The organism is Bradyrhizobium sp. 604_D8_N2_3, from assembly GCF_051810765.1.
GTDB lineage: Bacteria > Pseudomonadota > Alphaproteobacteria > Rhizobiales > Xanthobacteraceae > Bradyrhizobium > Bradyrhizobium barranii.
This window is the reverse complement of sequence record NZ_JBPWPM010000001.1, coordinates 5,345,771-5,368,969: the sequence shown is the minus strand read 5'-3', so window position 1 is coordinate 5,368,969 and position 23,199 is coordinate 5,345,771. Positions and strand designations below refer to the sequence as shown.

The window sequence follows — 23,199 nt, the reverse complement described above, 5'->3', positions numbered from 1 at the left end:
CTGCGCACTTTTCCGGATCATGCTGCCAGGGGCGGCGCCTCATACGTCTTGAAATGGTCGATCATGACCTTGGCGATGGCGACCAGTGGCAGCGCCAGCGCCAGGCCCCAGATGCCGAACACGACGCCGAGCAGGATCTGGAACGCGAACAGCGTGGCCGGCGGGATGTCGAGCGCCTGCCGCTGCAGGATCGGCGTCAGCACATAGCTCTCCATCGCGTGCACGCCCATGAAGAGAAGGAAGGCCGACAGCGCCGGAATCCAGCCCGAGGCGAGGCTCGCGAGCACCACGACGACGCCGGCAATGATGGCGCCGACGGTCGGAATGAAGGCGAGCAGGCCCGCCTGAATCCCTAGGATGAACGAGCCCGGGATGCCGATGATGGCAAGCCCGATCCAGGTCACGATGCCAACCGCAATCATCACGACGATCTGCGCGATCAGCCAGCGTTCCAGCGTCTCGCTGATGCCGTCGATGATCAGGGTGACGCGGGTGCGATGCCTCGCCGGCGCCAGGAACAACAGGCCGTCGTGATAGACGCCGGGCTGGGCGGCGAAGGACAGCCCCAGGAACAGCACGATGAAGATGTTTCCCACGCCGTGGATGGTGCCGAGCAGGAGCTTGAAGGTCTGGCTCACGATCGCGCCACCGCTGGAGGCCAGCGCGCCGGCGCCGGGCAAGGAACCGCGCGGGGGGGCTGCTGGCGAGGGTGTCGAGTCCGATGGTGGATTGGCCGAAGTGTCGGACGCAGCGTTGCCGAGATCGAAGAAGCTGGTGTCGATCCCGTGGTTGTCCAGGAAGGTCTTCACGTTGCCGATCTGCGACTTGATGGTCTTGCTCAGCAGCGAGGCCTGCTCGGCGATGGTGGCGCCGCCGAGATAGGCGACGCCCGCGAGCAGCACCGCAAGCACGACGCAGACGATCGCGAGCCGGACCGGATGCGGCAGGTGCACGCGGCGGCCGAGCGCGTTGGTCAGTGCGTTGAGGCCGACGCCGAGCAGCATGCCGGTGAAGATCAGCAGCAGCGTGGTCGCAAAATACCAGGTGAAGACCAGCATCGCCGTGAACAGCACGACGCCGATGCCGCCGACCGAAATTGCCCAAGCCAGATCGGTGCGGGTCGTGGGGCGTTGGTCTGCGAGGATGGTCACATCATGTCCTTTTCGGCGGCTGCGGGCGGGGCACTCTTTCGACAAACGCGCTTCCGATCAAGACCGCGTCAACGCGCTGGTTTGACGCTGTCGCGCGAACGGTGCAGAGCGATGAGGAGAAAACAGGTGGGGGGCGCTTGAGTTTCATCAGCAAATGGGCCGGTCTGCTCGGGCTTCTGGCCGTGATCGTGATCGGCGACCAGATCCGGATCAACCGGCCCGGCCACAAATACCGCCTCACGGTCGAGGTGACGACGCCTGACGGGATCAAGACGGGGTCCGGTGTTCTCGCCGTGGTGCCTGACCGCAACTATAACCGCGGCGGCCGCACCACGATGCGCGGGGAGGCCGTGTTCGTCGATCTCGGCCAAGACGGCGGCAAAGGCAAGAACCTGGTGGCATTGCTGGCGCATCAGCAGGGCGGCAAGCTTGACCTCGACGACATCAACTATGTCGCGCTCCGTGCCTATGGCGCCGCGCGCGGCAACCGCGTCTCGTTCAACGATATCAGCCGGCAGGCCGGCATGGTCCCGGTGCAGGGGGAGCTGATCCCCGTGCTCGTGAGCTTTGGCGATCCCAAAGACCCCAAGACCGCGCGCCTTGTCGCCGGCGACCATGCGGATGCGGTTCTGGGCGACGGCTACGCCGTCCGTGCCCTCACCGCCGAGGTGGTGCCCAACGGGTTTTGGCCGATCGATTTCGGCGGGGTGCTCGGGGAGCCCGTGACGCGCGGAATCGAGGCGAAATTGCCCTGGCTGGCCACGCCGGACGATCCGGCGGCAACCGCGCTGAAGGCCGCCGGCCTGCCCGTCGTGGGGACAACCGAGGCCCGGGAGGCATTTGCGCGAAAATAGCATTGCCGTCCCGCGATCCCTTCTGTTGAATTTGTTCCATCCCAAGGGCATGTTTGGAGAATCTTCTTACGCGGGAGGTCGGAACGGGAGATGAGAAAGCCGGTCGTCGGCGTGATCGGGAACGCCCATCGCGTCGAAAATCGATTTCAGGTCCAGATGGTCGGCGAGCGCAATTTGCGCGCTGTGGCCGAGGTTTCCGGCGGCCTGCCGATGATGTTTGCGGGAGCGCCCGACATCACCGATATCGGCGCGCTGCTCGATGTGGTCGACGGGATCGTGCTCACCGGCGCCCGCGCCAACGTCCATCCGACCCGTTTCAATGTCGATCCGTGCGAGCGGCACGAGCCCTACGACATCCACCGCGACGAGGTGGCGCTGGCGCTCTCGGTCGCTTGCGTGTCCCGCGGCATTCCGCTGTTCGGCATCTGCCGGGGCCTGCAGGAGATGAACGTCGCCTTCGGCGGCTCGCTGCATCCGGAGATCCGCGAAATCCCCGGCCGCATGAACCACCGCATGCCCAGGCTCGAGAACGGCGAGATTCATCCCGATCCGACCGTGGTGTTCGCCGACCGTCACGACGTCGACCTCACGCCCGGAGGCGCCTTCGCGCGGCTGCTCGGCTGCGAGAAGATCAGGGTCAATTCGCTGCATGGCCAGGGTATTCTCGATCCCGGCAAGCGCGTGCTGATCGAGGGCGTCGCCGAGGACGGCACCATCGAGGCGATCCGCATCGCGGAAGCCCCGACCTTCGCGCTCGGCGTACAATGGCACGCCGAATACGACCCGCAGCGCAATCCGATCAACCGCAAGCTGTTCGAGGCGTTCGGCGAGGCGATGGTCGTACGCCAGCGTGCGGTGGCGTAACAAGAAGCTCGCTCGCAGCTCTCCACTGAGCGACGCTTGGTTTCGCAGTTTACGCCGTCTGCACCATCCGTCTCGCGCGATAGGCCTGGGGCGACATCAGGGTCAGCTTGCGGAACGCCTTGCGAAAGCTGCTCTCGTCCTCATAGCCGGCCGTGCGTGCGATGGTCTTGATCGGCTGCGCCGTCGTCTCCAGCAGCGTGCGCGCGTGCTCGACGCGGCGGCGCATGATGAAGGCTTGCGGCGGCTCGCGCGTGAGCTCCTGGAACTTCCGGTTCAGCGTGCGCTCGCTGAGGCCGAGCGCATCGGCGAGGCGCTTGACCGTCATCGGGCTCTTGCCGGTGCGGCGAACCAGCAGGTCGGCCCGGGTCAGCAGCGGGTCCTGCGACAGCAAATAGCCGACGGGCATGAAGATCGACTGGGTGCGTTGCGCGGTGTCGATGACGACGTAGTCCGCACAGAGCTTTGCAATCGCCTTGCCGTCGACCATCTCGATCAGCCTGAGCAGGAGGTTAACCCACGACATCGGTCCGGCCGCGCAGACGATGCGGTCCGCGACCGTGATGACGGCGTCGGCGGCGAGGTCGATGGTGGGATGGCGCTGCCGCAGCTCGCCTTGCAGCCACCAGGTGATGGTGGCGCGACGGTGGTCGAGCAGGCCGCTGCCTGCAAGCAGGAACACGCCGCTGCAGAATGCGCCGATCAGCCGGCCGCTCGCATGCTGCTGCCGAAGCCAGGCGCCGGCGCGGGCATATAGCGGTTGCAGGCGTTCCGCCGTGACGTGATCGACGAGGTTGCCGGGGACGAGGATCGCGTCGAAGCGACCGCGTTTGCCGACCGCGCTATCGACGGCGACCATCTGGCCGCCGCCGGCACGCACCGGCTTGCCGTCGAGCGAAAGCACCTCCCAGGCGAAGCGCGTTTTCGCACCGCTCTGCTGCATCACGTGATTGGCAAGCGACAGGATGTCGGCGATCCCGGCGATCGCCGAATGCATGCAGCCTTCCAGCGCCAGAATTGCGAGCTTCATGAGACCTCCAGGACAGGCGCGGCGATCCTAGCCGATCGGCGCAGGGCTGTGTGGCGGAAATTGCCCGATCTCTGTCTTATCCGCCACTGCCTTGCCGGCGCTGTCAGGTCCAGTCTCGTGCCGTCGTCACACGACATCATTGGAGAGAGACATGCCTTACGTCACCATTTCCACCGTCCGCGGCATCCTGGATGCCGGGCAAAAGAAGACCCTGCTCGAGCGCGTCACCGATCTCCTGGTCGAGGTCGAAGGGCAGGGCAACCCGGATTTCCGCCGCAACGTCTGGGTCAGGATCGAGGAGCAGGAGCCGGCGCACTGGTCGCTCGGCGGCATGCAGCCGACGCCTGAGATCATCGCCGGCATGTTCGGCACGATCGGCGCGGATGGCGTGCGGGTCCGACGGCCGTAGCAGCGCAGCGTGCGCGGGCGGACCAGCCCAAGGCATGGTTCGCCACCGCCCTGTGCTCAATCGATCTGCGGGACGTTTTTCCATTGCATCGCACAATCACAATCACGACCATGGCCCGCACGCGGCCGCATTGAGGTTCGCAAGACGCGCACCATATGCTCTGCAAGGGAGCCCTGCCGTGCAGACCATGAAGGCGGCCCTCGTTGCGGCGATTGGCGTCGTGGCTTTGATCTGCTGCCTCCTTCCCAGCTCAGCGGAGGAGAACGGCCGTCTTGCATTGATCGTTTCGATCGACGGAGCCATCGGCCCTGCGTCCGCCAGCTACGTCAAGGAGGCTTTGGCCAAGGCAAGCGAACGGCGTGCCGAGGTCGTGCTTCTGAGACTGAACACGCCCGGCGGCCTCAATTCCAGCATGCGCGAGATCATCGCGGATGTGCTGGCCTCGCCGATCCCTGTGGTCGGTTACGTCGCGCCCTCCGGCGCCCACGCGGCGAGCGCGGGGACCTATATCCTTTATGCGACCCACATCGCGGCGATGGCGCCGGGCACCAATATTGGCGCCGCGACGCCGGTGCAGATCGGCGGGCCGCTGCCGGGTCTTCCGAGCGGACCGGCGGACAAGGGCGGCAAGGACAAGAAGGACGGTGACCAGCAGAGCGAGTCCAAGGATCAGCCCAAGGATGCGATGACGGCAAAGGCGACCAATGATGCGGTTGCCTTCATCCGCAGCCTTGCGGAGCTGCGCAACCGCAATGTGGACTGGGCGGAGAAGGCGGTCCGTGAGGCTGCCACGCTCTCTGCCAACGCCGCGCTAGAGGCTCATGCCATCGATCTCGTCGCGCGCGATCAGGCCGAATTGCTGAGGCAGATCGATGGTCGCGTGGTCGAGGTCGCAGGCGGCAAGACGCAACGCCTGGTGACAAAGGATGCCGTCGTTGAAGCCATCGATCCCGGACCGATATCCCGCTTCCTGGCGGTCATCACCGATCCGAACGTGGCGTTCATTCTCCTGATGGTCGGCATCTACGGCTTGATCTTCGAGTTCATGTCTCCTGGAGCCGTCGCCCCCGGAGTCGTCGGCGCGATCTGCCTGCTGATCGGCCTCTATGCGCTCAATCTGCTGCCGATCAATTATGCCGGCCTCGCCCTGATGCTGGTTGGACTCGTGCTTCTCACCATCGAAGCCTTCAACCCGACCGTGGTGATCGGGCTCGGAGGGATCATCGCTTTCGTGCTGGGAGCGCTGATGCTTTTCAGGGGCGAGGCGCCGGGCTACCACCTGTCGTGGTGGGTGATCGGCATCACTGCGGCAGTGTTCGCCGGCTTTGCGCTCGTCGTGCTCGGTTCGCTTCGGCGCGTCGGCAGGGCCCCTGCATTGGTCGGCGCGCAGGCCATGCGAGGCTTGCCCGCCGAGGTTCTCGACTGGAATGGGAACGAAGGTCATGTCTTTGCCCATGGTGAGCGCTGGCAGGCGCGCGGCGCCGAAACGTTCAAGCCCGGAGAGACGGTCGAAGTCGCCAACATCGTCGACCTGACGCTGCTGATTCGGCGCGCACCAACAGGCGAGGGAGGTACATCATGATGCTGGAATATCTGACCTATGCGGCGCTCGCGTTGCTTGTCATCATGTTCCTGTCCCAGGCTATTCGAATCCTGCGCGAATACGAGCGTGGCGTCATCTTTACGCTCGGCCGCTTTACCGGCGTGAAGGGCCCGGGCCTCATCATCCTCATTCCGATCGTGCAGCAACTGGTGAAGGTGGATCTGCGGGTGATGGTGCAGGTCGTGCCGCCGCAGGACGTGATTTCGCGGGACAACGTCTCCGTCAAGGTCAACGCCGTTCTGTACTTCCGCATCGTCGACCCCGAACGGGCCATCATCAAGGTCGGCGATTACATGGCCGCCACCAGCCAGCTCGCCCAGACCACCTTGCGCTCGGTGCTCGGCAAGCACGAGCTCGACGAGATGCTGGCCGAGCGCGACAGGTTGAACGCGGACATCCAGGAGATCCTCGACAAGCAGACCGACGTCTGGGGCATCAAGGTCACCGGCATCGAGATCAAGGACGTCGATCTCAATGAAACCATGGTGCGCGCGATTGCCAAACAGGCCGAGGCGGAGCGGTTGCGGCGGGCCAAGGTGATCAATGCGATGGGCGAGCAGCAGGCTGCCGAAAAGCTCGTCGAAGCCGGCCGGATTCTCGCGCAGGAGCCTCAGGCGATGCAGCTACGTTATTTCGCGGCCCTGCACGACATCGCGGGCGAACGGTCGTCGACCATCGTCTTTCCGCTGCCGACGGGCCTGCTCGACCATTTTGTGCCGCGGCGCGACAACCCGTAGCCATCAGCGGCAGGATGACCCATCTTCGGCCCAAATGGAGGTGTCGAATATTGCTCCCAACTTAAACGGGAGGAAAATTCGATGACGAAGCACGCCGCCAGACCAGCAAGCCGCCGCCGAAATCGGACATTGATGCTCACCGTCCCGCTGGTCGCCCTCGCACTTTGGTCGTGGGGGATCGATGCGGCGCAGGCCGCAGAGCCGGGCAAGGACGCGACGGCGGCGAGCCTGCCGCGCATTCTCGTGCTTGCGACGGGAGGCACCATCGCAGGCCAGGCCGACGCGCGCGCGACTGGCGCGTACAAATCCGGCCAGATCACCGGCGAACAGTTGATGCAGTCGGTGCCGGGCCTGGACAAGCTCGCGAAGCTGAACGCTGAGCAGATTTCGTCGATCGGATCCCAGGACATGAACGACAAGGTCTGGTTTGCCCTGGCCCGCCGCATCCAGGACGCCTTCGACAAGAATGAAGCCGATGGAATCCTCATCACCCACGGCACGGATACGCTCGAGGAGACCGCGTTCTTTCTCGACAATGTCGTGCGCGGCGACAAGCCGGTGGTGATCGTCGGTTCGATGCGTCCGGCCACGGCGGTGAGTGCGGACGGCCCCGGCAATCTGTACGAAGCGGTGCAGGTGGCGGCCGATCCGCGCTCTCGCGGCCGTGGCGTGATGGCCGTGCTGAACGACAAGATCCAAAGCGCCCGCTCGATCACCAAGACCAACACCACGAGCATCGAGACGTTCAGCTCCCCCAATGACGGCCCGATCGGCTATGTCGACACCGCCGGCGGCATCCGTTTCATGACCCAGGCCGCCGGCTTCAAGCGCACGACCTATCCGCTCCCGGCAGGCGAGCAATTGCCGCGCGTCGAGATCGTCTACTCGCATGCCAACATGGACGCCGTTCCGATCGAGGATGCCATTTCCCACGGCGCCAAGGGCATCGTGCTGGCCGGCGTCGGCGACGGCAACACGTCGAAGCAGGCTCTCGATGCGCTCGAAGCGGCGGCGAAGAAGGGCATCGTCGTCGTCCGCTCGACGCGGGTTCGATCCGGCTTTGTCACCAGGAATGTCGAGGTTGACGACGACAAGAACGGGTTCGTCGTGTCCGAGGACCTCAATCCGCAGAAGGCCCGTGTTCTCACTCAATTGCTGATCGCGGGCGGGGTGACGGTTCCGGCCGAGCTCCAGCGCGCCTTCACTGCAACGTGGTGATTGGGCGCGTCGTGTCCTGCCGGGTGGGTTAGCGTAATCCACCCTGCGACTCCCCAAAACGAAAAGGCGCTCCTCGCGGAGCGCCTTTTGCTTGTCGCAGAGAGTTTGGGCCGCTTAGCCCGAATAGTACATGTCGAACTCGACCGGGTGCGGGGTCATTTCGAAGCGCTCGACCTCGGTCATCTTCAGCTCGATGTAGCTGTCGATGAAGTCGTCGTCGAACACGCCGCCGTTCTTGAGGAAGCCGCGGTCCTTGTCGAGGTTTTCGAGCGCCTCGCGGAGCGAGCCGCACACCGTCGGGATCTGCTTCAGCTCTTCCTTCGGCAGGTCGTAGAGGTCCTTGTCCATCGCCGGACCCGGATCGATCTTGTTCTTGATGCCGTCGAGGCCGGCCATCAGCATCGCGGCGAAGCCGAGATAGGGATTGGCGAGCGGATCGGGGAAGCGCACCTCGACACGCTTGGCCTTCGGCGAAGCGGTGTAGGGGATGCGGCAGGAGGCCGAGCGGTTGCGCGCGGAGTAGGCGAGCAGCACGGGGGCCTCATAGCCCGGGACCAGGCGCTTGTAGGAGTTGGTCGACGGGTTGGTGAAGGCGTTGATCGCCTTGGCGTGCTTGATGATGCCGCCGATGTAGTGAAGGCAGGTCTCCGACAGGTCGGCGTACTTGTTGCCGGCGAACACCGGCTTGCCGTCCTTCCAGATCGACTGGTGCACGTGCATGCCCGAGCCGTTGTCGCCATAGACCGGCTTCGGCATGAAGGTGGCGGTCTTGCCGTAGATGTGCGCGACCTGGTGGATGCAGTACTTGTAGATCTGCATGTGGTCGGCCATCAGCGTCAGCGTGTCGAACTTCATGCCGAGCTCGTGCTGGGCGGACGCGACTTCGTGGTGATGCTTCTCGACCTTGACGCCCATCTTGGCCATGGCGCCGAGCATTTCGGAGCGCATGTCCTGCACGGAGTCCTGCGGCGGCACCGGGAAGTAGCCGCCCTTGGTGCGGACGCGGTGGCCGAGATTGCCGCCTTCATATTCGGTGTCGGAGTTGGTCGGCAGCTCCGAGGAGTCGAGACGGAAGCCGGTGTTGTAGGGGTTGGCGGAGAAGCGCACGTCGTCGAACACGAAGAACTCGGCTTCGGGGCCGACGAACACGCTGTCGCCCACGCCCATCGACTTCACCATGGCCTCGGCCTTCTTGGCGATGCCGCGGGGGTCGCGGTTGTAGGGCTCGCCGGTGGTCGGCTCGAGCACGTCGCAGGTGATGACCATGGTGGTCTCGGCGAAGAACGGGTCGATCGTCGCGGTCACCGGATCCGGCATCAGGCACATGTCGGACTCGTTGATCGCCTTCCAGCCGGCGATCGAGGAGCCGTCGAACATCGTCCCTTCGGCGAAAATGTCCTCATCGATCATGCTGATGTCGAACGTCACGTGCTGCCACTTGCCGCGCGGATCGGTGAAGCGCAGGTCGACGTATTTGACGTCGTTGTCCTTGATCGATTTCAGGACGTCTTTGGCGGTCTTCATGCATACCCCTTTTGGCTCTGCGGGTCGGTTTCCAGGTGAGCAAGATTGTTCTCGCTTTTGGCGAGTTCGCGCGCGAGCGCACAAACAAAATCAGGCCGCCGAAGCAGCCTTTTTCTTGTCGGAGTGTCGCAAAATGCGGGATAGCACCCGGCTCAGATAGCGTCCAGCCCGGATTCGCCGGTCCGGATGCGGATCGCCTCTTCGATATTGGAGACGAAAATCTTGCCGTCGCCGATGCGCCCGGTCTGCGCGGCGCGGCGGATCGCGTCGATGGCGCGCTCGACCAGATCGTCGCCGATCACGATCTCGATCTTCACCTTGGGGAGGAAATCGACGATGTATTCTGCGCCGCGGTAAAGCTCGGCGTGGCCCTTCTGGCGGCCAAAGCCCTTGGCCTCGGTCACGGTGATGCCTTGCAGGCCGACTTCCTGAAGCGCTTCCTTCACCTCGTCGAGCTTGAATGGCTTGATGATGGCTTCGATTTTCTTCACTGCGCGCCTCCCGGCCTTTCGATCAAATAGCAACGTCTTCGTCAGGATGCGCATTTCTTAACGCACGATCTTGTCTTCGCTATGCCGGGATGCCTGACCAGCCCGGCAACAACGGCCGGCCACACCCTGATAGATTGCCAGTGAGCACGACGAACCGAAGCGGCTTCCTCGAAAGCAGGGTCTATGCCAAGTTGCAAATGCCCTGATTATTGGAGCGTTATCAGCCTTTTAACGCGCATCTCTGATAGGTGGAGCCGACTGGCTCAAAATACCGCAGACTACGAAATAGGCAATCGGTTCAATATCTGTGCAAATCGTTGTTCTGCCGGGTGGGCCTTACGGAACGTGCCTGTTGAAAAGGCGTTTGGACCAGGGAAGTGGCATGGAAGTTCTGACCAACGCTGAAATGCAGCGTGCCGACCAGCTCAGTATTGCGGCAGGCACGCCCGGCTTCAAGCTGATGCTTAGCGCGGGGCAGGCGGTCGCGGAGGCCGCCAATGCGCTGGTGGAGGAGGGGCCGATCCTGATCGTGGCCGGTCCCGGCAACAATGGCGGCGACGGTTTTGTCGCAGCCGCTGAGCTCGCCGCGCAAGGGCGCGACGTCTCGGTGATCCTGATGTGCGAGCGCGACCAGCTCCAGGGTGACGCGGCCTCCGCGGCGCGCGGCTGGAAGCACCCGGTGCTGCCGTTCAATCCGCAGGCGATCGGCAAGCCCGCGCTGATCATCGATGCGCTGTTCGGCGCGGGCCTCAGTCGCCCGGTCGACGGCGAGGCGCATGCGATGATCGAAGCGATCAACGCCAACGGCGCCCCGGTGCTCGCGGTCGACCTGCCGAGCGGCATCAACGGCACCAGCGCAGCTGTGATGGGTGCGGCGGTGAACGCCACCGAGACCGTCACCTTCTTCCGCAAGAAGCCGGCGCATTTGCTGCTGCCCGGCCGGATGCATTGCGGCCACGTGCGCGTCGCCGACATCGGCATCGACGCACAGGTGCTGGACGAGATCGCGCCGCGGACCTTCGAGAACGATCCGGATTTCTGGGGCACCGCCTTTCCGGTGCCGCGCATCGACGGCCATAAATACGCACGGGGCCACGTGCTGGCGGTCTCGGGCGATGCCGCCGCGACCGGCGCGGCGCGGCTCGCCGCCCGTGGGGCTTTGCGGGCCGGAGCGGGCCTCGTGACACTGGCGACCCCGCGCGATGCGCTCGCGATCAATGCCAGCGCGCTCACCGCGGTGATGGTTCGCGCCTGCGACACAGCGGTCGAATTCGGCGCGTTGCTCGGCGACAAACGCTACAATACCTGCCTGATCGGACCCGGCGCGGGCGTCGGCGATCGCACCTGCGATCTGGTCCACACGGCGCTTCACGCGCAGCGGCATCTGGTGCTGGACGCGGATGCGCTGACGAGCTTTGCCGCAAACCCCGAGCGGCTGTTTGAATCGATCAAGTCCTCTGAGGACAGTGCGGTCGTGCTGACGCCGCACGAGGGTGAATTTCCGCGCCTGTTCTCCGACCTCAGCAACAAACATCCGGGCCGCTCGAAGCTGGAGCGCGTCCGCGCCGCCGCCGAGCGCTGTGGTGCGGTCGTGCTGCTGAAGGGGCCGGATACCACCATCGCCGCGCCCGACGGGCGCGCCACCATCGCCGCCAACGCGCCGCCCTGGCTCGCCACCGCCGGCGCCGGAGACGTGCTCGCCGGCATCATTGCGGGCCTTCTCGCCCAAGGTGTGCCGGCCTTCGAGGCCGCCAGCATCGGCGTCTGGATGCATGGCGAGGCGGGAAGCGAGGCGGGGCCCGGCCTGATCGCGGAGGACCTGACCGAGACGCTGCCGGCCGTGCACCGGCGGATCTATAATGCGCTCGGGGTGGAGTACTAGTGCTCAGGCAGCTCGCGCTCACCGACATGGGCGCGGCCGCGCAGGTCCATCGGATAGCGTTCGACCAGGCGATGCCGTGGCTCGTTGGGCTGCACACGCCCGATGAGGACCGCTGGTTCTACCGCGAGCGCGTATTCACGACGTGCCGTGTGTGGGGGCGGTTCGATGATGACGTCCTGAGCGGGATCATCGCCTTCCACGAAGGTTGGGTTGAGCAGCTCTATGTACTGCCCGTCGCACGGGGGCGCGGCGTCGGCACAGAACTCCTTGATGTCGCCAAGCGGGCCAGCGACCGGCTGGAGCTCTGGACCTTCCAGCGCAACGCGCCGGCGCGGCGCTTCTATGAGACGCGCGGGTTCGCACTGGTTGAACAAACCGACGGGGCGCGGAACGAGGAGCGGGAGCCTGACGCTCGCTACCTCTGGACGCGGCGGTAGTCGCTCACTCCACCCCATACCAGCGCACCAGCCGTGGCGCGGCCCAGTCGGTCACGACGGATTCGATCAGCCAGGGTCCGGGTGAGGTCGCCGCGAACGCGACGCGCTGGGTTTGGCCGGGCTCGATTGCGAGCGTGTCGAGCCAGTAGGGCTTCCAGCCGTCGTCGAGCTTGTCGAGCAGGCGGAAATGATGGCCGTGCAGGTGAAACACGGTCGTGGCCGGTCCGGGGTTCTTGAGGGCCAGCACGACGGTGCGGCCGGCCCTGGCGCGGAAGACGGGATTGGAGGAGACGGAGAAGCTTGCAGGCCGTGCCCAGCCGGCGTCGGGCGCGCCGAGCGCGACATCGAACCGCAGGGCGCCTTTGAGGTCGAGCTTCTCGGGGAGGTCGTTCAGGGGGAGCGGCTGTGGCGGCAACAGCGGCGCGCGCCGCTCGAGCTTGCCTGATATCGTGAGGCTCCCGACCTGGCGCGCCTCCTTGCCGTCATGCAACAGGAATGGGGCCGATGTGGCTGCATCCACGAAGGCGTCGGCGCGTGCGCCGGGGGCGAGCACCAGGGCGCCGTTGCGCGCCGGGAATGGCTCGGCCGGCTGTCCGTCCAGGGCCATCACCTGGACCTCGTGGCCTTCCAATTTGATCGCCAGAACAGAACGTTGCGAGCCGTTGATAAAGCGCAGCCGCAGCCGCTCGCCGGCTGCGGCTGAGAGTTCGAATGAAGTCCGGCCATTGAGGGTAAAGAGCGGTGTCGTGTCCCCAGGGGCGCGGCCGGGCGGAAGCGCGGTCCCATCTGGCCGCAGCCGCCATTCCTCGATCAACAAGACCTCGTCGCGGTCGACGGCGACGCGATTTGTCTCGCCGGCGATGATCGGAAGCGGACGCGCGGGCAGCTTCAGACCGTCTTCGAAGAGGCGGAAGTCGGCTGCCAGAGTTCCTGCATTTGGTATTGAAACAATTGAGGTTTCAGTCACATCCGGCGCAGTCGGCGTACGCCCTCGCAACGGGTCGGCCGCGGCCGGGCCATTCAGGCCGTACCAGACTGGCGCAAGCGGGACAGGCAGGTCGTTCCGGAAGACTACCTCGCAGCGGTCGCCTCGCTTGAGACGGACGTTCCCGATGTGGCTTACGGCGGCCAGCTCCCAGATCGGTGTCGCCGGCTGGCCCGGCTTGAGCGCCAGGGTTGCCGGCCTTGCCTGCAGGGCGAGTTGGGCGGTGACAGCGGGGGCCGCGCCGCCGGCGATCAACCCGGCTGCGGAGGCTCCAAGTCCGGCTCCAAGTCCAGCTCCAAGTCCGGCCAAAACCTCGCGCCGGGTCGGGTCAGAGATCCGCGTTTTCATGGCTCGATGCGGACCATGAAGCGCTGGATAAGTCCAGCCGTCGCGCCTACTTAAAGCCTGCCGCTATCGGGCCATTTTTTTGCTGCGAACAGTCAGGCACATGCTATAAGCCCGGCCGCCCGCGGCATCGCGGCCGGTCTTGATGCAAATTCACGCGGGCGTGGCGGAACTGGTAGACGCGCTGGATTTAGGTTCCAGTGACGAAAGTTGTGGGGGTTCGAGTCCCTCCGCCCGCACCAAGCGCTTTCAGCGTTTGCACGGATTACCGAAGGGCTGCTTCCTCACGGAGTGTTTCCGGCGGAAGTGGTCCGATGAACCACCGGCGTTGAGGCGTCTTGCCTCGCGCCGGTTCGATTAATGACAGCGTCCCGACGCATGCGTGCCGGGGCCGAGCGAGAAGAAGATTGGACGCCATGCAGGTCACAGAAACCCTCTCGGAAGGTTTGAAGCACGAGTTCAAGATCAGCGTTCCCGCGTCTGATCTCGACGCCAAGGCTGGTGCCAAACTCGTCGATCTCAAGGACAAGGTCCGCATCAACGGCTTCCGCCCCGGCAAGGTGCCGGTCGCTCACCTGAAGAAGGTCTATGGCCGCTCGGTGATGGCCGAGACCATCGACCAGACCATCCGCGACACCAACACGCAGCTGTTCTCCGACCGCGGTTTCCGCCTTGCGACCGAGCCGAAGATCACCATGCCGACCGAGCAGGCCGAGGTCGAGGAGCTGCTCAACGGCAAGACCGATCTGACCTACACGGTCGCGATCGAAGTGGTGCCCGCGATTGCGCTCGCCGACTTCAAGAGCTTCCAGGTCGAGAAGCCTGTCGCCGACGTGTCCGACACCGATGTCGACGAAGCCATCAAGCGCATCGCCGACAGCAACCGCGGCTATGCGGCCAAGGCCGAGGGCGCCAAGGCCGAGTCGGGCGACCGCGTCACCATCAACTTCAAGGGCACCATCAACGGCGAAGTCTTCGAGGGCGGCACCGGCGAGGGCATCCAGGTCGCGATCGGTTCCAATACTTTCATCCCCGGCTTCGAGGAGCAGCTCACCGGCATCGGCGCGGGCGAGACGCGCACGCTGAAAGTGTCGTTCCCCAAGAACTACATGAACGACAAGCTCGCCGGCCAGCCGGCCGAGTTCGAGACCACCGCGACCTCGATCGAGGCGCCGCAGGACGTCGCGATCGATGACGAGTTCGCCAAGACGCTGGGCCTCGAATCGCTGGACAAGCTGAAGGAAGCCGCGCGCGAGCGTCTGGCTGCCGAGTTCGCCGGCGCGACGCGCCAGCGCGTCAAGCGTGCGCTGCTCGACCGCCTCGACGAGGCGCATCGCTTCGAAGCGCCGCCGTCGCTCGTCGACGAGGAGTTCAATCTGATGTGGAACTCGGTCAAGGCCGAGATGGATTCGGCCGGCAAGACCTTCGCGGACGAGGATACCACCGAAGACAAGGCCAAGGACGAGTACCGCAAGATCGCAGACCGCCGTGTGCGGCTCGGCCTCGTGCTGTCCGAGATCGGCGAGAAGAACAAGATCACCGTGACCGACGACGAGGTCGGCCGCGCCGTGATCGAGCGCGCTCGCTCGATGCCGGGCCGCGAGAAGGAAGTCTGGGACTATTACCGCAGCAACGCCCAGGCGTTGGCCCAGCTTCGTGCACCGATCTACGAGGACAAGGTCGTCGACTTCATCCTCGAACTCGCCAACGTGACCGAGAAGAAGGTCTCGCGCGAGGACCTGTACAAGGACGAGGACGCGGAAAAGACCGCAGCCTGAAGGCTCTAGAGCGTTTTCGAGCGAAGTGGATACCGGTTCGCGTAAAGAAAACGCGTCAAACTTAGAATCTAGAGCCCCGTTCCAATTCCATCGGAACGGGGCTCAAGAACAGCCTTCCATTAAGGATGATCATCAAAGGGGCCCGGCTAGCCAACTGGCTGGCTGGGCCTATTTGCGAGAATCAGCTTCAAGTGCCCCGTGGATTAAGCCTTAATTCGCTCCGCACTTGTCTGGCGCGAATTGGGCTATATCTGTCGGTACGCCCTGTACCAAGTCTTATACCAAGCGTTCTACCTCTACCCACTTCCTGCATCACTGGCGTCCATCGGCCTTCCGGCAAATCCAGCTAAACTGGCAGCCAAGACTGGCAATGTCCGCCTCCTAAAACCCTAGGTGACTCATGCGCGATCCGGTTGAAACCTACATGAACCTCGTGCCCATGGTGGTCGAGCAGACCAACCGTGGCGAGCGCGCCTACGACATCTTCTCGCGCCTGTTGAAGGAGCGCATCATTTTCCTGACCGGGCCGGTCGAAGACGGCATGTCGACGCTGGTGGTCGCGCAGCTCCTGTTCCTTGAAGCGGAAAATCCGAAGAAAGAAATCTCGATGTACATCAACTCGCCGGGCGGCGTGGTGACGTCGGGCCTCGCGATCTACGACACCATGCAGTTCATCCGCCCGCCGGTCTCGACGCTGTGCACGGGCCAGGCCGCCTCGATGGGCTCGCTGCTGCTCTGCGCCGGCGAAAAGGATATGCGCTTCTCGCTGCCGAACGCGCGCATCATGGTGCATCAGCCCTCCGGCGGCTTCCAGGGCCAGGCCACCGACATCATGCTGCACGCGCAGGAAATCCTGAACCTGAAGAAGCGGCTCAACGAGATCTACGTGAAGCACACCGGTCAGACCTACAAGACGATCGAGGACGCGCTGGAACGCGACAAGTTCCTGACCGCGAACGACGCCAAGGAGTTCGGCCTGGTCGACAGGGTCATCGACAAGCGCGCCGAAGAGCCGGCGGCGAAACCGCAGTAACGCGAACGGGGCTGCAACATCGATCCCTGGAATACCTATGGGGATTTCTCGGGATCGTCAGGGCGACGTTCACGTTAACGGCGCACTACGCGGCGGCGCAAAAAACAGTGTTGCGCCCCGCGACAGGCAGAAAGTTCCGCTTTCGTGCTTGTTTTTCGTGGCAATCCAGCAACTCCGGGGCGATTTCGATCACTTCGTCCGTGCCAAGACGTGAAATCACGGTATTGTCACGGGTAGCCAGCGCCCCCTCGATTAGCGAATTCTTGATAGTCGGGTGACAGCATGGTTGGCTACGATTGATCGGCTATGATCGCGGAGAATCGAGTGACCGTGATTCGCACGGGATGTAACGCGTAGGGTCTTTTTTGGTACGGAATTTGCTCTATTTGAACTTCATACGGCATGCGTGCCGGAATGGAGCGATCGAGCGGAGCGGGATCGAACCGCGGACGGAGACATGAATGAGTAAGGTCGGCACGAGCGACTCCAAGAACACACTGTATTGCTCGTTCTGCGGCAAGAGCCAGCACGAAGTCCGCAAACTGATCGCGGGTCCCACGGTCTTCATCTGCGACGAGTGCGTTGAGCTCTGCATGGACATCATCCGCGAGGAAAACAAATCCTCGCTCGTGAAGTCGCGCGACGGCATTCCGACGCCGAAGGAAATCTGCAAGGTCCTGGACGATTACGTCATCGGCCAGAGCCATGCGAAGAAGGTCCTGTCAGTCGCGGTGCACAATCACTACAAGCGCCTCAACCACCAGACCAAGCACAACGACGTTGAGCTCGCGAAGTCGAACATCCTGCTGATCGGTCCGACCGGTTCGGGCAAGACGCTGCTCGCGCAGACGCTCGCCCGCATCCTGGACGTGCCGTTCACGATGGCCGATGCCACGACGCTGACCGAAGCCGGCTATGTCGGCGAGGACGTCGAGAACATCATCCTGAAGCTGCTCCAGGCCGCCGACTACAATGTCGAGCGCGCCCAGCGCGGCATCGTCTACATCGACGAAATCGACAAGATCAGCCGCAAGTCCGACAATCCCTCGATCACGCGCGACGTGTCGGGTGAGGGCGTGCAGCAGGCGCTGCTGAAGATCATGGAAGGCACGGTGGCTTCGGTCCCGCCGCAGGGCGGCCGCAAGCATCCGCAGCAGGAGTTCCTGCAGGTGGATACCACCAACATCCTGTTCATCTGCGGCGGTGCGTTCGCCGGCCTCGAGAAGATCATCTCGGCGCGCGGGCGGTCGACCTCGATCGGCTTCGCCGCCCAGGTGCTCGCGCCGGAGGATCGCCGTACCGGCGAGATCTTCCGCCACGTCGAGCCTGAGGACCTCCTGAAGTACGGTCTCATCCCCGAATTCGTCGGCCGTCTGCCGGTCGTGGCGACGCTCGAGGATCTGGACGAGACCTCGCTGAAGAAGATTCTCACCGAGCCGAAGAACGCGCTGGTGAAACAGTACCAGCGGCTGTTCGAGATGGAGAACATCGAGCTGACCTTCGCCGACGAGGCGCTTGGCGCGGTCGCCCGCAAGGCGATCGAGCGCAAGACCGGCGCGCGTGGTCTGCGTTCGATCCTCGAGGCGATCCTGCTCGAGACCATGTTCGACCTGCCGGGCCTGGAAGGTGTGGAAGAAGTCGTGATTTCGCGCGAAGTCGTGGAAGGTACGGCCCGTCCGCTCTACATCTACGCCGATCGGTCCGATCGCGCCGTCGAGAACGCCAGCGCCTGATTTGCGGCGCTGGGACGCTCCAATCGTCTTTGATAGTAGCGGCTGCGGAATGGTTCTCCGCAGCCGATGTTGCGTCGCTTATACGCGTGCGTAAGCGCCTGATGGCGCGCGTCTTTCAATGACTTGACACCCCCCCGGTCGATAGCCACCTAATGTCGACGGCGAGCGAAAATTCTCTTCAAGATTCGCCTCAGTTCCGATCCGGCAAGCCCGGTCCAACCTTAGAATGGTAGGCCGGTTTTGTGGATCACCTCGGCACCTTGTGGCGGTTGCGCATGAGCATGGCGGGCTGCGTGCAAGGGGGCAAAGCAAAAGGAAAAGGCCATGACTAATCCAAAACCCCGGCCAACCATCGTCCATGGCGAAACGCACGCCTATCCCGTGCTGCCGCTGCGCGATATCGTCGTCTTCCCGCACATGATCGTTCCGCTCTTCGTCGGTCGCGAGAAGTCGATCCGCGCGCTCGAAGAGGTGATGAAGAACGACGCGCTGATCATGCTCGCGACGCAGAAGAACGCGTCCGACGATGATCCGGCGCCCGACGCCATTTACGAGACCGGTACGCTCGCCAGCGTGCTTCAGCTCTTGAAGCTTCCCGACGGCACCGTGAAGGTGCTGGTCGAAGGGCTCGAGCGTGCGCGCGTGCAGAAATACACTGATCGCAGCGAGTACTACGAAGCGACCGCGATTGCGCTCGCCGACACCGATGCGAAATCGGTCGAGGCGGAGGCACTGTCGCGCTCGGTCGTGTCCGACTTCGAGAGCTATGTGAAGCTCAACAAGAAGATCTCGGCCGAGGTCGTCGGCGTCGTGCAAGCGATCACCGATTTCGCCAAGCTCGCCGACACCGTTGCCTCGCATCTCGCCGTCAAGATTGCGGATCGCCAGCAAATCCTGGAGACGCTGTCGGTCACCACGCGCCTCGAGAAGGTGCTGGGCCTGATGGAGAGCGAGATCTCGGTGCTGCAGGTCGAGAAGCGCATCCGCTCGCGCGTCAAGCGCCAGATGGAGAAGACCCAGCGCGAGTATTATCTCAACGAGCAGATGAAGGCGATCCAGAAGGAGCTCGGCGACGACGACGGTCGCGACGAACTCGCCGATCTCGAAGAGAAGATCTCCAAGACCAAGCTCTCCAAGGAAGCGCGCGAGAAGGCGCAGCATGAATTGAAGAAGCTGCGCCAGATGTCGCCGATGTCCGCGGAAGCGACCGTCGTGCGCAACTATCTGGATTGGCTGCTGTCGATCCCGTGGAACAAGAAGTCCAAGGTGAAGAAGGATCTGGAATCGGCGCAGGCGGTTCTGGATGCCGATCACTACGGGCTGGAGAAGGTCAAGGACCGTATCGTCGAGTATCTCGCGGTGCAGTCGCGCGCCAACAAGCTGACCGGACCGATCCTCTGCCTCGTCGGCCCCCCCGGCGTCGGCAAGACCTCGCTCGGCAAGTCGATCGCGAAGGCGACGGGGCGCGAATTCGTGCGCGTCTCGCTCGGTGGCGTGCGCGATGAGGCCGAGATCCGCGGTCACCGCCGCACCTATATCGGTTCGATGCCCGGCAAGATCATCCAGTCGATGCGGAAGGCGAAGTCGTCCAATCCGCTGTTCCTGCTGGACGAGATCGACAAGATGGGCGCCGATTTCCGCGGCGATCCGTCTTCGGCGCTGCTCGAGGTCCTGGACCCCGAGCAGAACGGGACCTTCAACGACCACTACCTCGAGGTCGACTACGATCTGTCCAACGTGATGTTCATCACGACCGCGAATACGCTCAATATTCCGGGGCCGCTGATGGACCGCATGGAGATCATCCGGATCGCGGGCTACACCGAGAACGAGAAGGTCGAGATCGCGCGCAAGCATCTGATCCCGAACGCGGTGTCCAAGCACGGCCTGGACTCCAAGGAGTTCTCGATCGACGACGACGCGCTGCTGCTGTTGATCCGCCGCTACACCCGCGAAGCGGGCGTGCGTAATCTGGAGCGTGAGCTCTCCACACTCGCCCGCAAGGCGGTGAAGGAGCTGATGATCTCCAAGAAGAAGTCGGTCAAGGTCACCGAGAAGACTCTGGAAGAGTTGCTCGGCGTGCCGAAGTACCGCTTCGGCGAGATCGAGAGCGAGCCGCAGGTCGGTATCGTCACGGGCCTTGCCTGGACCGATGTCGGCGGCGAGCTGTTGACGATCGAAGGCGTCATGATGCCCGGCAAGGGCAAGATGACGGTCACGGGCAATCTGCGCGACGTGATGAAGGAGTCGATCTCGGCAGCGGCGTCCTACGTGCGCTCGCGTGCGATCGTCTACGGCATCGAGCCGCCGCTGTTCGACCGGCGCGACATCCACGTGCACGTGCCGGAAGGCGCGACGCCGAAGGACGGTCCGTCGGCGGGTGTGGCGATGGCCACCGCGATCATCTCGGTCATGACCGGCATTCCGGTCCGCCACGATGTCGCGATGACCGGCGAGATCACGCTGCGCGGCCGTGTGCTGCCGATCGGCGGCCTGAAGGAGAAGCTGCTGGCCGCTGCCCGCGGCGGCATCAAGACGGTGCTGATCCCCGAGGACAACGCCAAGGATCTCACGGAGATTTCCGATGCGATCAAGGGCGGCATGGAGATCATCCCGGTGTCGCGTTTGGACGACGTCGTCGCCAAAGCGCTGGTGAAGAAGCCGGTGCCGATCGTCTGGGAAGAGGACACCAAGGTGACGGTGAAGCCGGACGGGGACGAGGCCGCCGGCGGACTGACCGCTCACTGAGGTTCAGCGAAAGATGATAAAACGGCGCCTTCGGGCGCCGTTTTTGTTTTTGGGGGCAGGGATCAGGGCGATGCAGATCGACGGGCAGTGCCATTGCGGGCAGATCACCTTCGAGGCCGAGATCGATCCCGAGACGGTGTCGGTCTGCCATTGCCGGGATTGTCAGACCCTGACGGGATCGCCGTTCCGGGTGACCGCGATCTGTAGCAAGGCCGACGTCAGGCTGACCAGCGGCACGCCAAAAGTCTACGGCAAGCGCGGCGACAACGGCCGGATGCGCTTCCAGCACTTCTGCGCCGACTGCGGTTCCCCGCTGTTCACCAGCGGCGAGGGCGACCAGGCTGACGATTGGGGCATCCGCTGGGGCTCAATCCGCCAGCGCGACAAATTGCGGCCCGTCAGGCAGATCTGGTGCCAGTCGGCGGCGGTGTGGATCGACGCGGTGCCGTTGCTGCCGGGGAGGCCGGGGGATTAGGCTGGCTTGCCAAGCCGAAGCTCGCCGCAAAAAGCCCGCCTTCGCCCGTTGGGATTCGGCGTGGCAGCCTGCGTCGCTGCGCGAGCGCAGGCTGGTGGGCGGTCACGGATTCGAACCGCGGACCCTCTCGGTGTAAACGAGATGCTCTAACCAGCTGAGCTAACCGCCCCAAGGCGCCTCTTTAGCCCTCCCGCGGGTGTTCGAGCAAGGCCCGAACGCATCGCAAACAGGGCTCGAGCAAGACCGCCTTTGTGATGATTGTCACAGGTGTCCGCCCGCGAGTCGGCCAATGTCCACCGCAATTCACGATGGAGGGGTGGCCAATGTGTGCCCTGCTGGACCTCATCTACCGACATTGTTGCCGGGCGTGTTTGCGCGAAGTGCGACGCATGAGCCGCCGCGGCTCGATCATTCCAATTTGGTAGTTCCGGCTGACGGCGCGCCGATTTGGCCGCTGGCGGCTGTCCTGGCTCGTTGCGCCTGGCATCGGACGCCCACGAGCCGCCCTCCAAGGGTCCAAAATTGCCCTTTTTCGGTCATCTTTTTGATCGCCATCCGAACCAACGTTACGGCTCCCTGTGGCAGCGTGGAGTATCGCCGTGATGAGTGATCTTCGCATCAAGCTGGAAAGGTACGAGTCGAAAGCCGCCCACTGCATGAAAGCGGCTCAAGAAGCTCCTGATGAGGCCGGTCGGGCCTTCTACGAGGAGCTTGCCAACTATTACGACGAGCTGGCAGCCGACTTTCGCCGCGTCCTCGCCAAGCGAACCGGAGTTTCGCTCGCGGCCGAATGATCCGGCGTAGCGCAGGTCGGCAGTTGAAGACCTCGGCGGTCCGTCAACCTCTGACGCCGTGTCGTGCGGCGTGAACGCAAGAACGTCTCGCTGACAGGTGGACCGAACAGGCCGCCTCAGTTGACGGCGTCCTTGCTTTTCGGCATCGGGGTCTTTCGACCAAGCTGCCGGAGGGGATCCATGGAACAGCCAAGCGGACACGCAGAGAATGCCGACCAGATCGCCTATTGGAACGGTCCGAGCGGGCAGCGCTGGGCCGATCGGCACGCTGCCCAGGAAAGCTTGCTCGGACCCATCGCCGACGTGCTGATCGACCGCGCCAGGCCGAAGCCGGGCGAGCGCGTGCTCGATGTCGGCTGCGGCTCCGGTGCGACGACGTTCGCGTTCGCGAAGGCTGTCGCGTCCGATGGCTTCGCGCTCGGCCTCGACGTCTCCGACCCGATGCTGTCGCAGGCGCGCGCGTTTGCGCCAAAAGGCCTGCCGCTCGATTTCGTGCTGGCGGATGCGACGGTGCATCCGTTCGAGCCGGCGAGTTTTGACCTGTTGGCGTCGCGCTTCGGCGTCATGTTCTTCGCCGATCCCATTGCGTCCTTCACCAATTTGCGGCGCGCGCTGAAGCCGACCGGACGGCTCGCCTTCGCCTGCTGGCGCGAGCCGAAGGAAAATCCGTGGATGATGGCGCCGCTGATGGCGGTCTACAAACATGTCCCGAAGATGCCGCCGGTCGGGCCGGAAGAGCCGGGCCCGTTCGCCTTTGCTTCTGAAGAGCGCGTGATGCGTATCCTGAAGGGCGCCGGATTCGCGGACGTGGCGATGCAGCCGCACAATCTCGCGATGGATGTCGCGATCGGCGGCGGGCTCGATGCCGCCGTGGACGGCGCGCTCCAGATCGGCCCGGCCAGCCGCGCGCTGCAGGGCCATCCGCCGGAGACGTACGAGGCCGCAAAAGCCTCGATCCGCGAGATGCTGGCGCCGTTCCTGAAGGGACAAAGCGTAGCGCTGCAGGGCGCGATCTGGATCGTGACGGCGAAGGCGGCGTAAGACGCCGCTCTCTCTCCACGTCGTCATTGCGAGGAGCGAAGCGACGAAGCAATCCAGACTGCCTCGTCGG

Annotated in this window: 20 protein-coding genes and 2 tRNA genes; 16 read left to right on the top strand and 6 right to left on the bottom strand. The window is 64.0% G+C overall.

Features of this window, described 5'->3' with window-relative positions; all coding sequences use genetic code 11:
• Positions 1-17: 17 nt before the first annotated feature.
• A complete protein-coding gene (locus AB7245_RS25520) occupies positions 18-1,151 on the bottom strand; it encodes an AI-2E family transporter (RefSeq protein WP_085400729.1) in 1,134 nt (377 codons plus the stop codon).
• Between the two features lie 137 nt (positions 1,152-1,288).
• On the opposite strand from AB7245_RS25520, the gene AB7245_RS25515 reads away from it, so the two are divergent.
• Together AB7245_RS25515 and AB7245_RS25510 are read left to right on the top strand one after the other, a co-directional pair.
• Positions 1,289-2,005, top strand: a complete 717-nt coding sequence (locus tag AB7245_RS25515; RefSeq protein ID WP_085400727.1) for a hypothetical protein — start codon at positions 1,289-1,291, stop codon at positions 2,003-2,005.
• Between the two features lie 90 nt (positions 2,006-2,095).
• Entirely contained in the window at positions 2,096-2,869 is a 774-nt protein-coding gene (locus AB7245_RS25510; protein WP_085400725.1) for a gamma-glutamyl-gamma-aminobutyrate hydrolase family protein, read from the top strand.
• A gap of 49 nt (positions 2,870-2,918) precedes the next feature.
• Here the strand turns inward: AB7245_RS25510 and AB7245_RS25505 are convergent, their stop codons facing one another.
• Complete coding sequence (locus AB7245_RS25505; RefSeq protein ID WP_439035054.1) at positions 2,919-3,896, bottom strand: GlxA family transcriptional regulator; 978 nt, start codon at positions 3,894-3,896, stop codon at positions 2,919-2,921.
• A gap of 151 nt (positions 3,897-4,047) precedes the next feature.
• On the opposite strand from AB7245_RS25505, the gene AB7245_RS25500 reads away from it, so the two are divergent.
• The 4 genes from AB7245_RS25500 to AB7245_RS25485 all read left to right on the top strand — a co-directional run bounded on the left by AB7245_RS25500 (position 4,048) and on the right by AB7245_RS25485 (position 7,863).
• Positions 4,048-4,305, top strand: coding sequence for a tautomerase family protein (locus tag AB7245_RS25500; RefSeq protein ID WP_071913326.1), 258 nt, complete (start codon positions 4,048-4,050; stop codon positions 4,303-4,305).
• Positions 4,306-4,483: 178 nt separating this feature from the next.
• A complete protein-coding gene (locus tag AB7245_RS25495) occupies positions 4,484-5,887 on the top strand; it encodes an NfeD family protein (protein WP_085400722.1) in 1,404 nt (467 codons plus the stop codon).
• Positions 5,884-6,645, top strand: coding sequence for a slipin family protein (locus AB7245_RS25490; protein WP_063982951.1), 762 nt, complete (start codon positions 5,884-5,886; stop codon positions 6,643-6,645). The genes AB7245_RS25495 and AB7245_RS25490 overlap by 4 nt, the downstream gene beginning before the upstream one ends.
• 81 nt (positions 6,646-6,726) lie before the next feature.
• Positions 6,727-7,863 (top strand): asparaginase, encoded by a 1,137-nt coding sequence (locus tag AB7245_RS25485; RefSeq protein WP_085400721.1) that lies wholly within the window; start codon positions 6,727-6,729, stop codon positions 7,861-7,863.
• A gap of 114 nt (positions 7,864-7,977) precedes the next feature.
• Here AB7245_RS25485 and glnA read toward each other — a convergent pair whose 3' ends face one another.
• Together glnA and AB7245_RS25475 are read right to left on the bottom strand one after the other, a co-directional pair.
• A complete protein-coding gene (glnA, locus tag AB7245_RS25480; protein ID WP_063982953.1) occupies positions 7,978-9,387 on the bottom strand; it encodes a type I glutamate--ammonia ligase in 1,410 nt (469 codons plus the stop codon).
• Positions 9,388-9,539: 152 nt separating this feature from the next.
• Positions 9,540-9,878 carry a P-II family nitrogen regulator gene (locus tag AB7245_RS25475; RefSeq protein WP_007603495.1) on the bottom strand — a complete coding sequence of 113 codons (339 nt, stop codon included), beginning with the start codon at positions 9,876-9,878 and terminating at the stop codon, positions 9,540-9,542.
• 382 nt (positions 9,879-10,260) lie between these two features.
• Here AB7245_RS25475 and AB7245_RS25470 point away from each other — a divergent pair, with 382 nt between their 5' ends.
• Complete coding sequence (locus tag AB7245_RS25470; RefSeq protein WP_063982954.1) at positions 10,261-11,760, top strand: bifunctional ADP-dependent NAD(P)H-hydrate dehydratase/NAD(P)H-hydrate epimerase; 1,500 nt, start codon at positions 10,261-10,263, stop codon at positions 11,758-11,760.
• Positions 11,760-12,197 (top strand): GNAT family N-acetyltransferase, encoded by a 438-nt coding sequence (locus tag AB7245_RS25465; RefSeq protein ID WP_085400719.1) that lies wholly within the window; start codon positions 11,760-11,762, stop codon positions 12,195-12,197. Before AB7245_RS25470 ends, AB7245_RS25465 begins: the two co-directional genes overlap by 1 nt.
• A gap of 4 nt (positions 12,198-12,201) precedes the next feature.
• Here the strand turns inward: AB7245_RS25465 and AB7245_RS25460 are convergent, their stop codons facing one another.
• Positions 12,202-13,530, bottom strand: a complete 1,329-nt coding sequence (locus tag AB7245_RS25460; protein WP_085400718.1) for a multicopper oxidase family protein — start codon at positions 13,528-13,530, stop codon at positions 12,202-12,204.
• A 154-nt stretch (positions 13,531-13,684) separates the two neighbouring features.
• Between AB7245_RS25460 and AB7245_RS25455 the strand changes: the two genes are divergently transcribed.
• From AB7245_RS25455 to AB7245_RS25430, 6 genes are all read left to right on the top strand, one after another.
• A tRNA-Leu gene (locus AB7245_RS25455) sits at positions 13,685-13,769 on the top strand.
• A 174-nt stretch (positions 13,770-13,943) separates the two neighbouring features.
• The gene (gene tig, locus AB7245_RS25450) at positions 13,944-15,305 is read left to right on the top strand and encodes a trigger factor (RefSeq protein WP_085400716.1); all 1,362 of its coding nucleotides are present in this window, start codon (positions 13,944-13,946) and stop codon (positions 15,303-15,305) included.
• 400 nt (positions 15,306-15,705) lie between these two features.
• Entirely contained in the window at positions 15,706-16,338 is a 633-nt protein-coding gene (locus AB7245_RS25445) for an ATP-dependent Clp protease proteolytic subunit (RefSeq protein ID WP_063982958.1), read from the top strand.
• A gap of 461 nt (positions 16,339-16,799) precedes the next feature.
• A complete protein-coding gene (clpX, locus tag AB7245_RS25440; protein WP_014494834.1) occupies positions 16,800-18,071 on the top strand; it encodes an ATP-dependent Clp protease ATP-binding subunit ClpX in 1,272 nt (423 codons plus the stop codon).
• Positions 18,072-18,395: 324 nt separating this feature from the next.
• Positions 18,396-20,819, top strand: coding sequence for an endopeptidase La (gene lon, locus AB7245_RS25435; protein ID WP_028149034.1), 2,424 nt, complete (start codon positions 18,396-18,398; stop codon positions 20,817-20,819).
• A 70-nt stretch (positions 20,820-20,889) separates the two neighbouring features.
• Positions 20,890-21,294: a GFA family protein gene (locus AB7245_RS25430; protein WP_085400713.1), complete on the top strand. Its 405-nt coding sequence runs from the start codon at positions 20,890-20,892 to the stop codon at positions 21,292-21,294.
• Between the two features lie 92 nt (positions 21,295-21,386).
• On the opposite strand, the gene AB7245_RS25425 is transcribed toward AB7245_RS25430, so the two are convergent.
• Positions 21,387-21,463: transfer RNA gene (locus AB7245_RS25425), tRNA-Val, on the bottom strand.
• A gap of 433 nt (positions 21,464-21,896) precedes the next feature.
• Here AB7245_RS25425 and AB7245_RS25420 point away from each other — a divergent pair.
• Positions 21,897-22,088, top strand: a complete 192-nt coding sequence (locus tag AB7245_RS25420) for a hypothetical protein (RefSeq protein WP_014494837.1) — start codon at positions 21,897-21,899, stop codon at positions 22,086-22,088.
• A gap of 180 nt (positions 22,089-22,268) precedes the next feature.
• Complete coding sequence (locus AB7245_RS25415; protein ID WP_085400712.1) at positions 22,269-23,129, top strand: class I SAM-dependent methyltransferase; 861 nt, start codon at positions 22,269-22,271, stop codon at positions 23,127-23,129.
• Positions 23,130-23,199 lie beyond the last annotated feature (70 nt).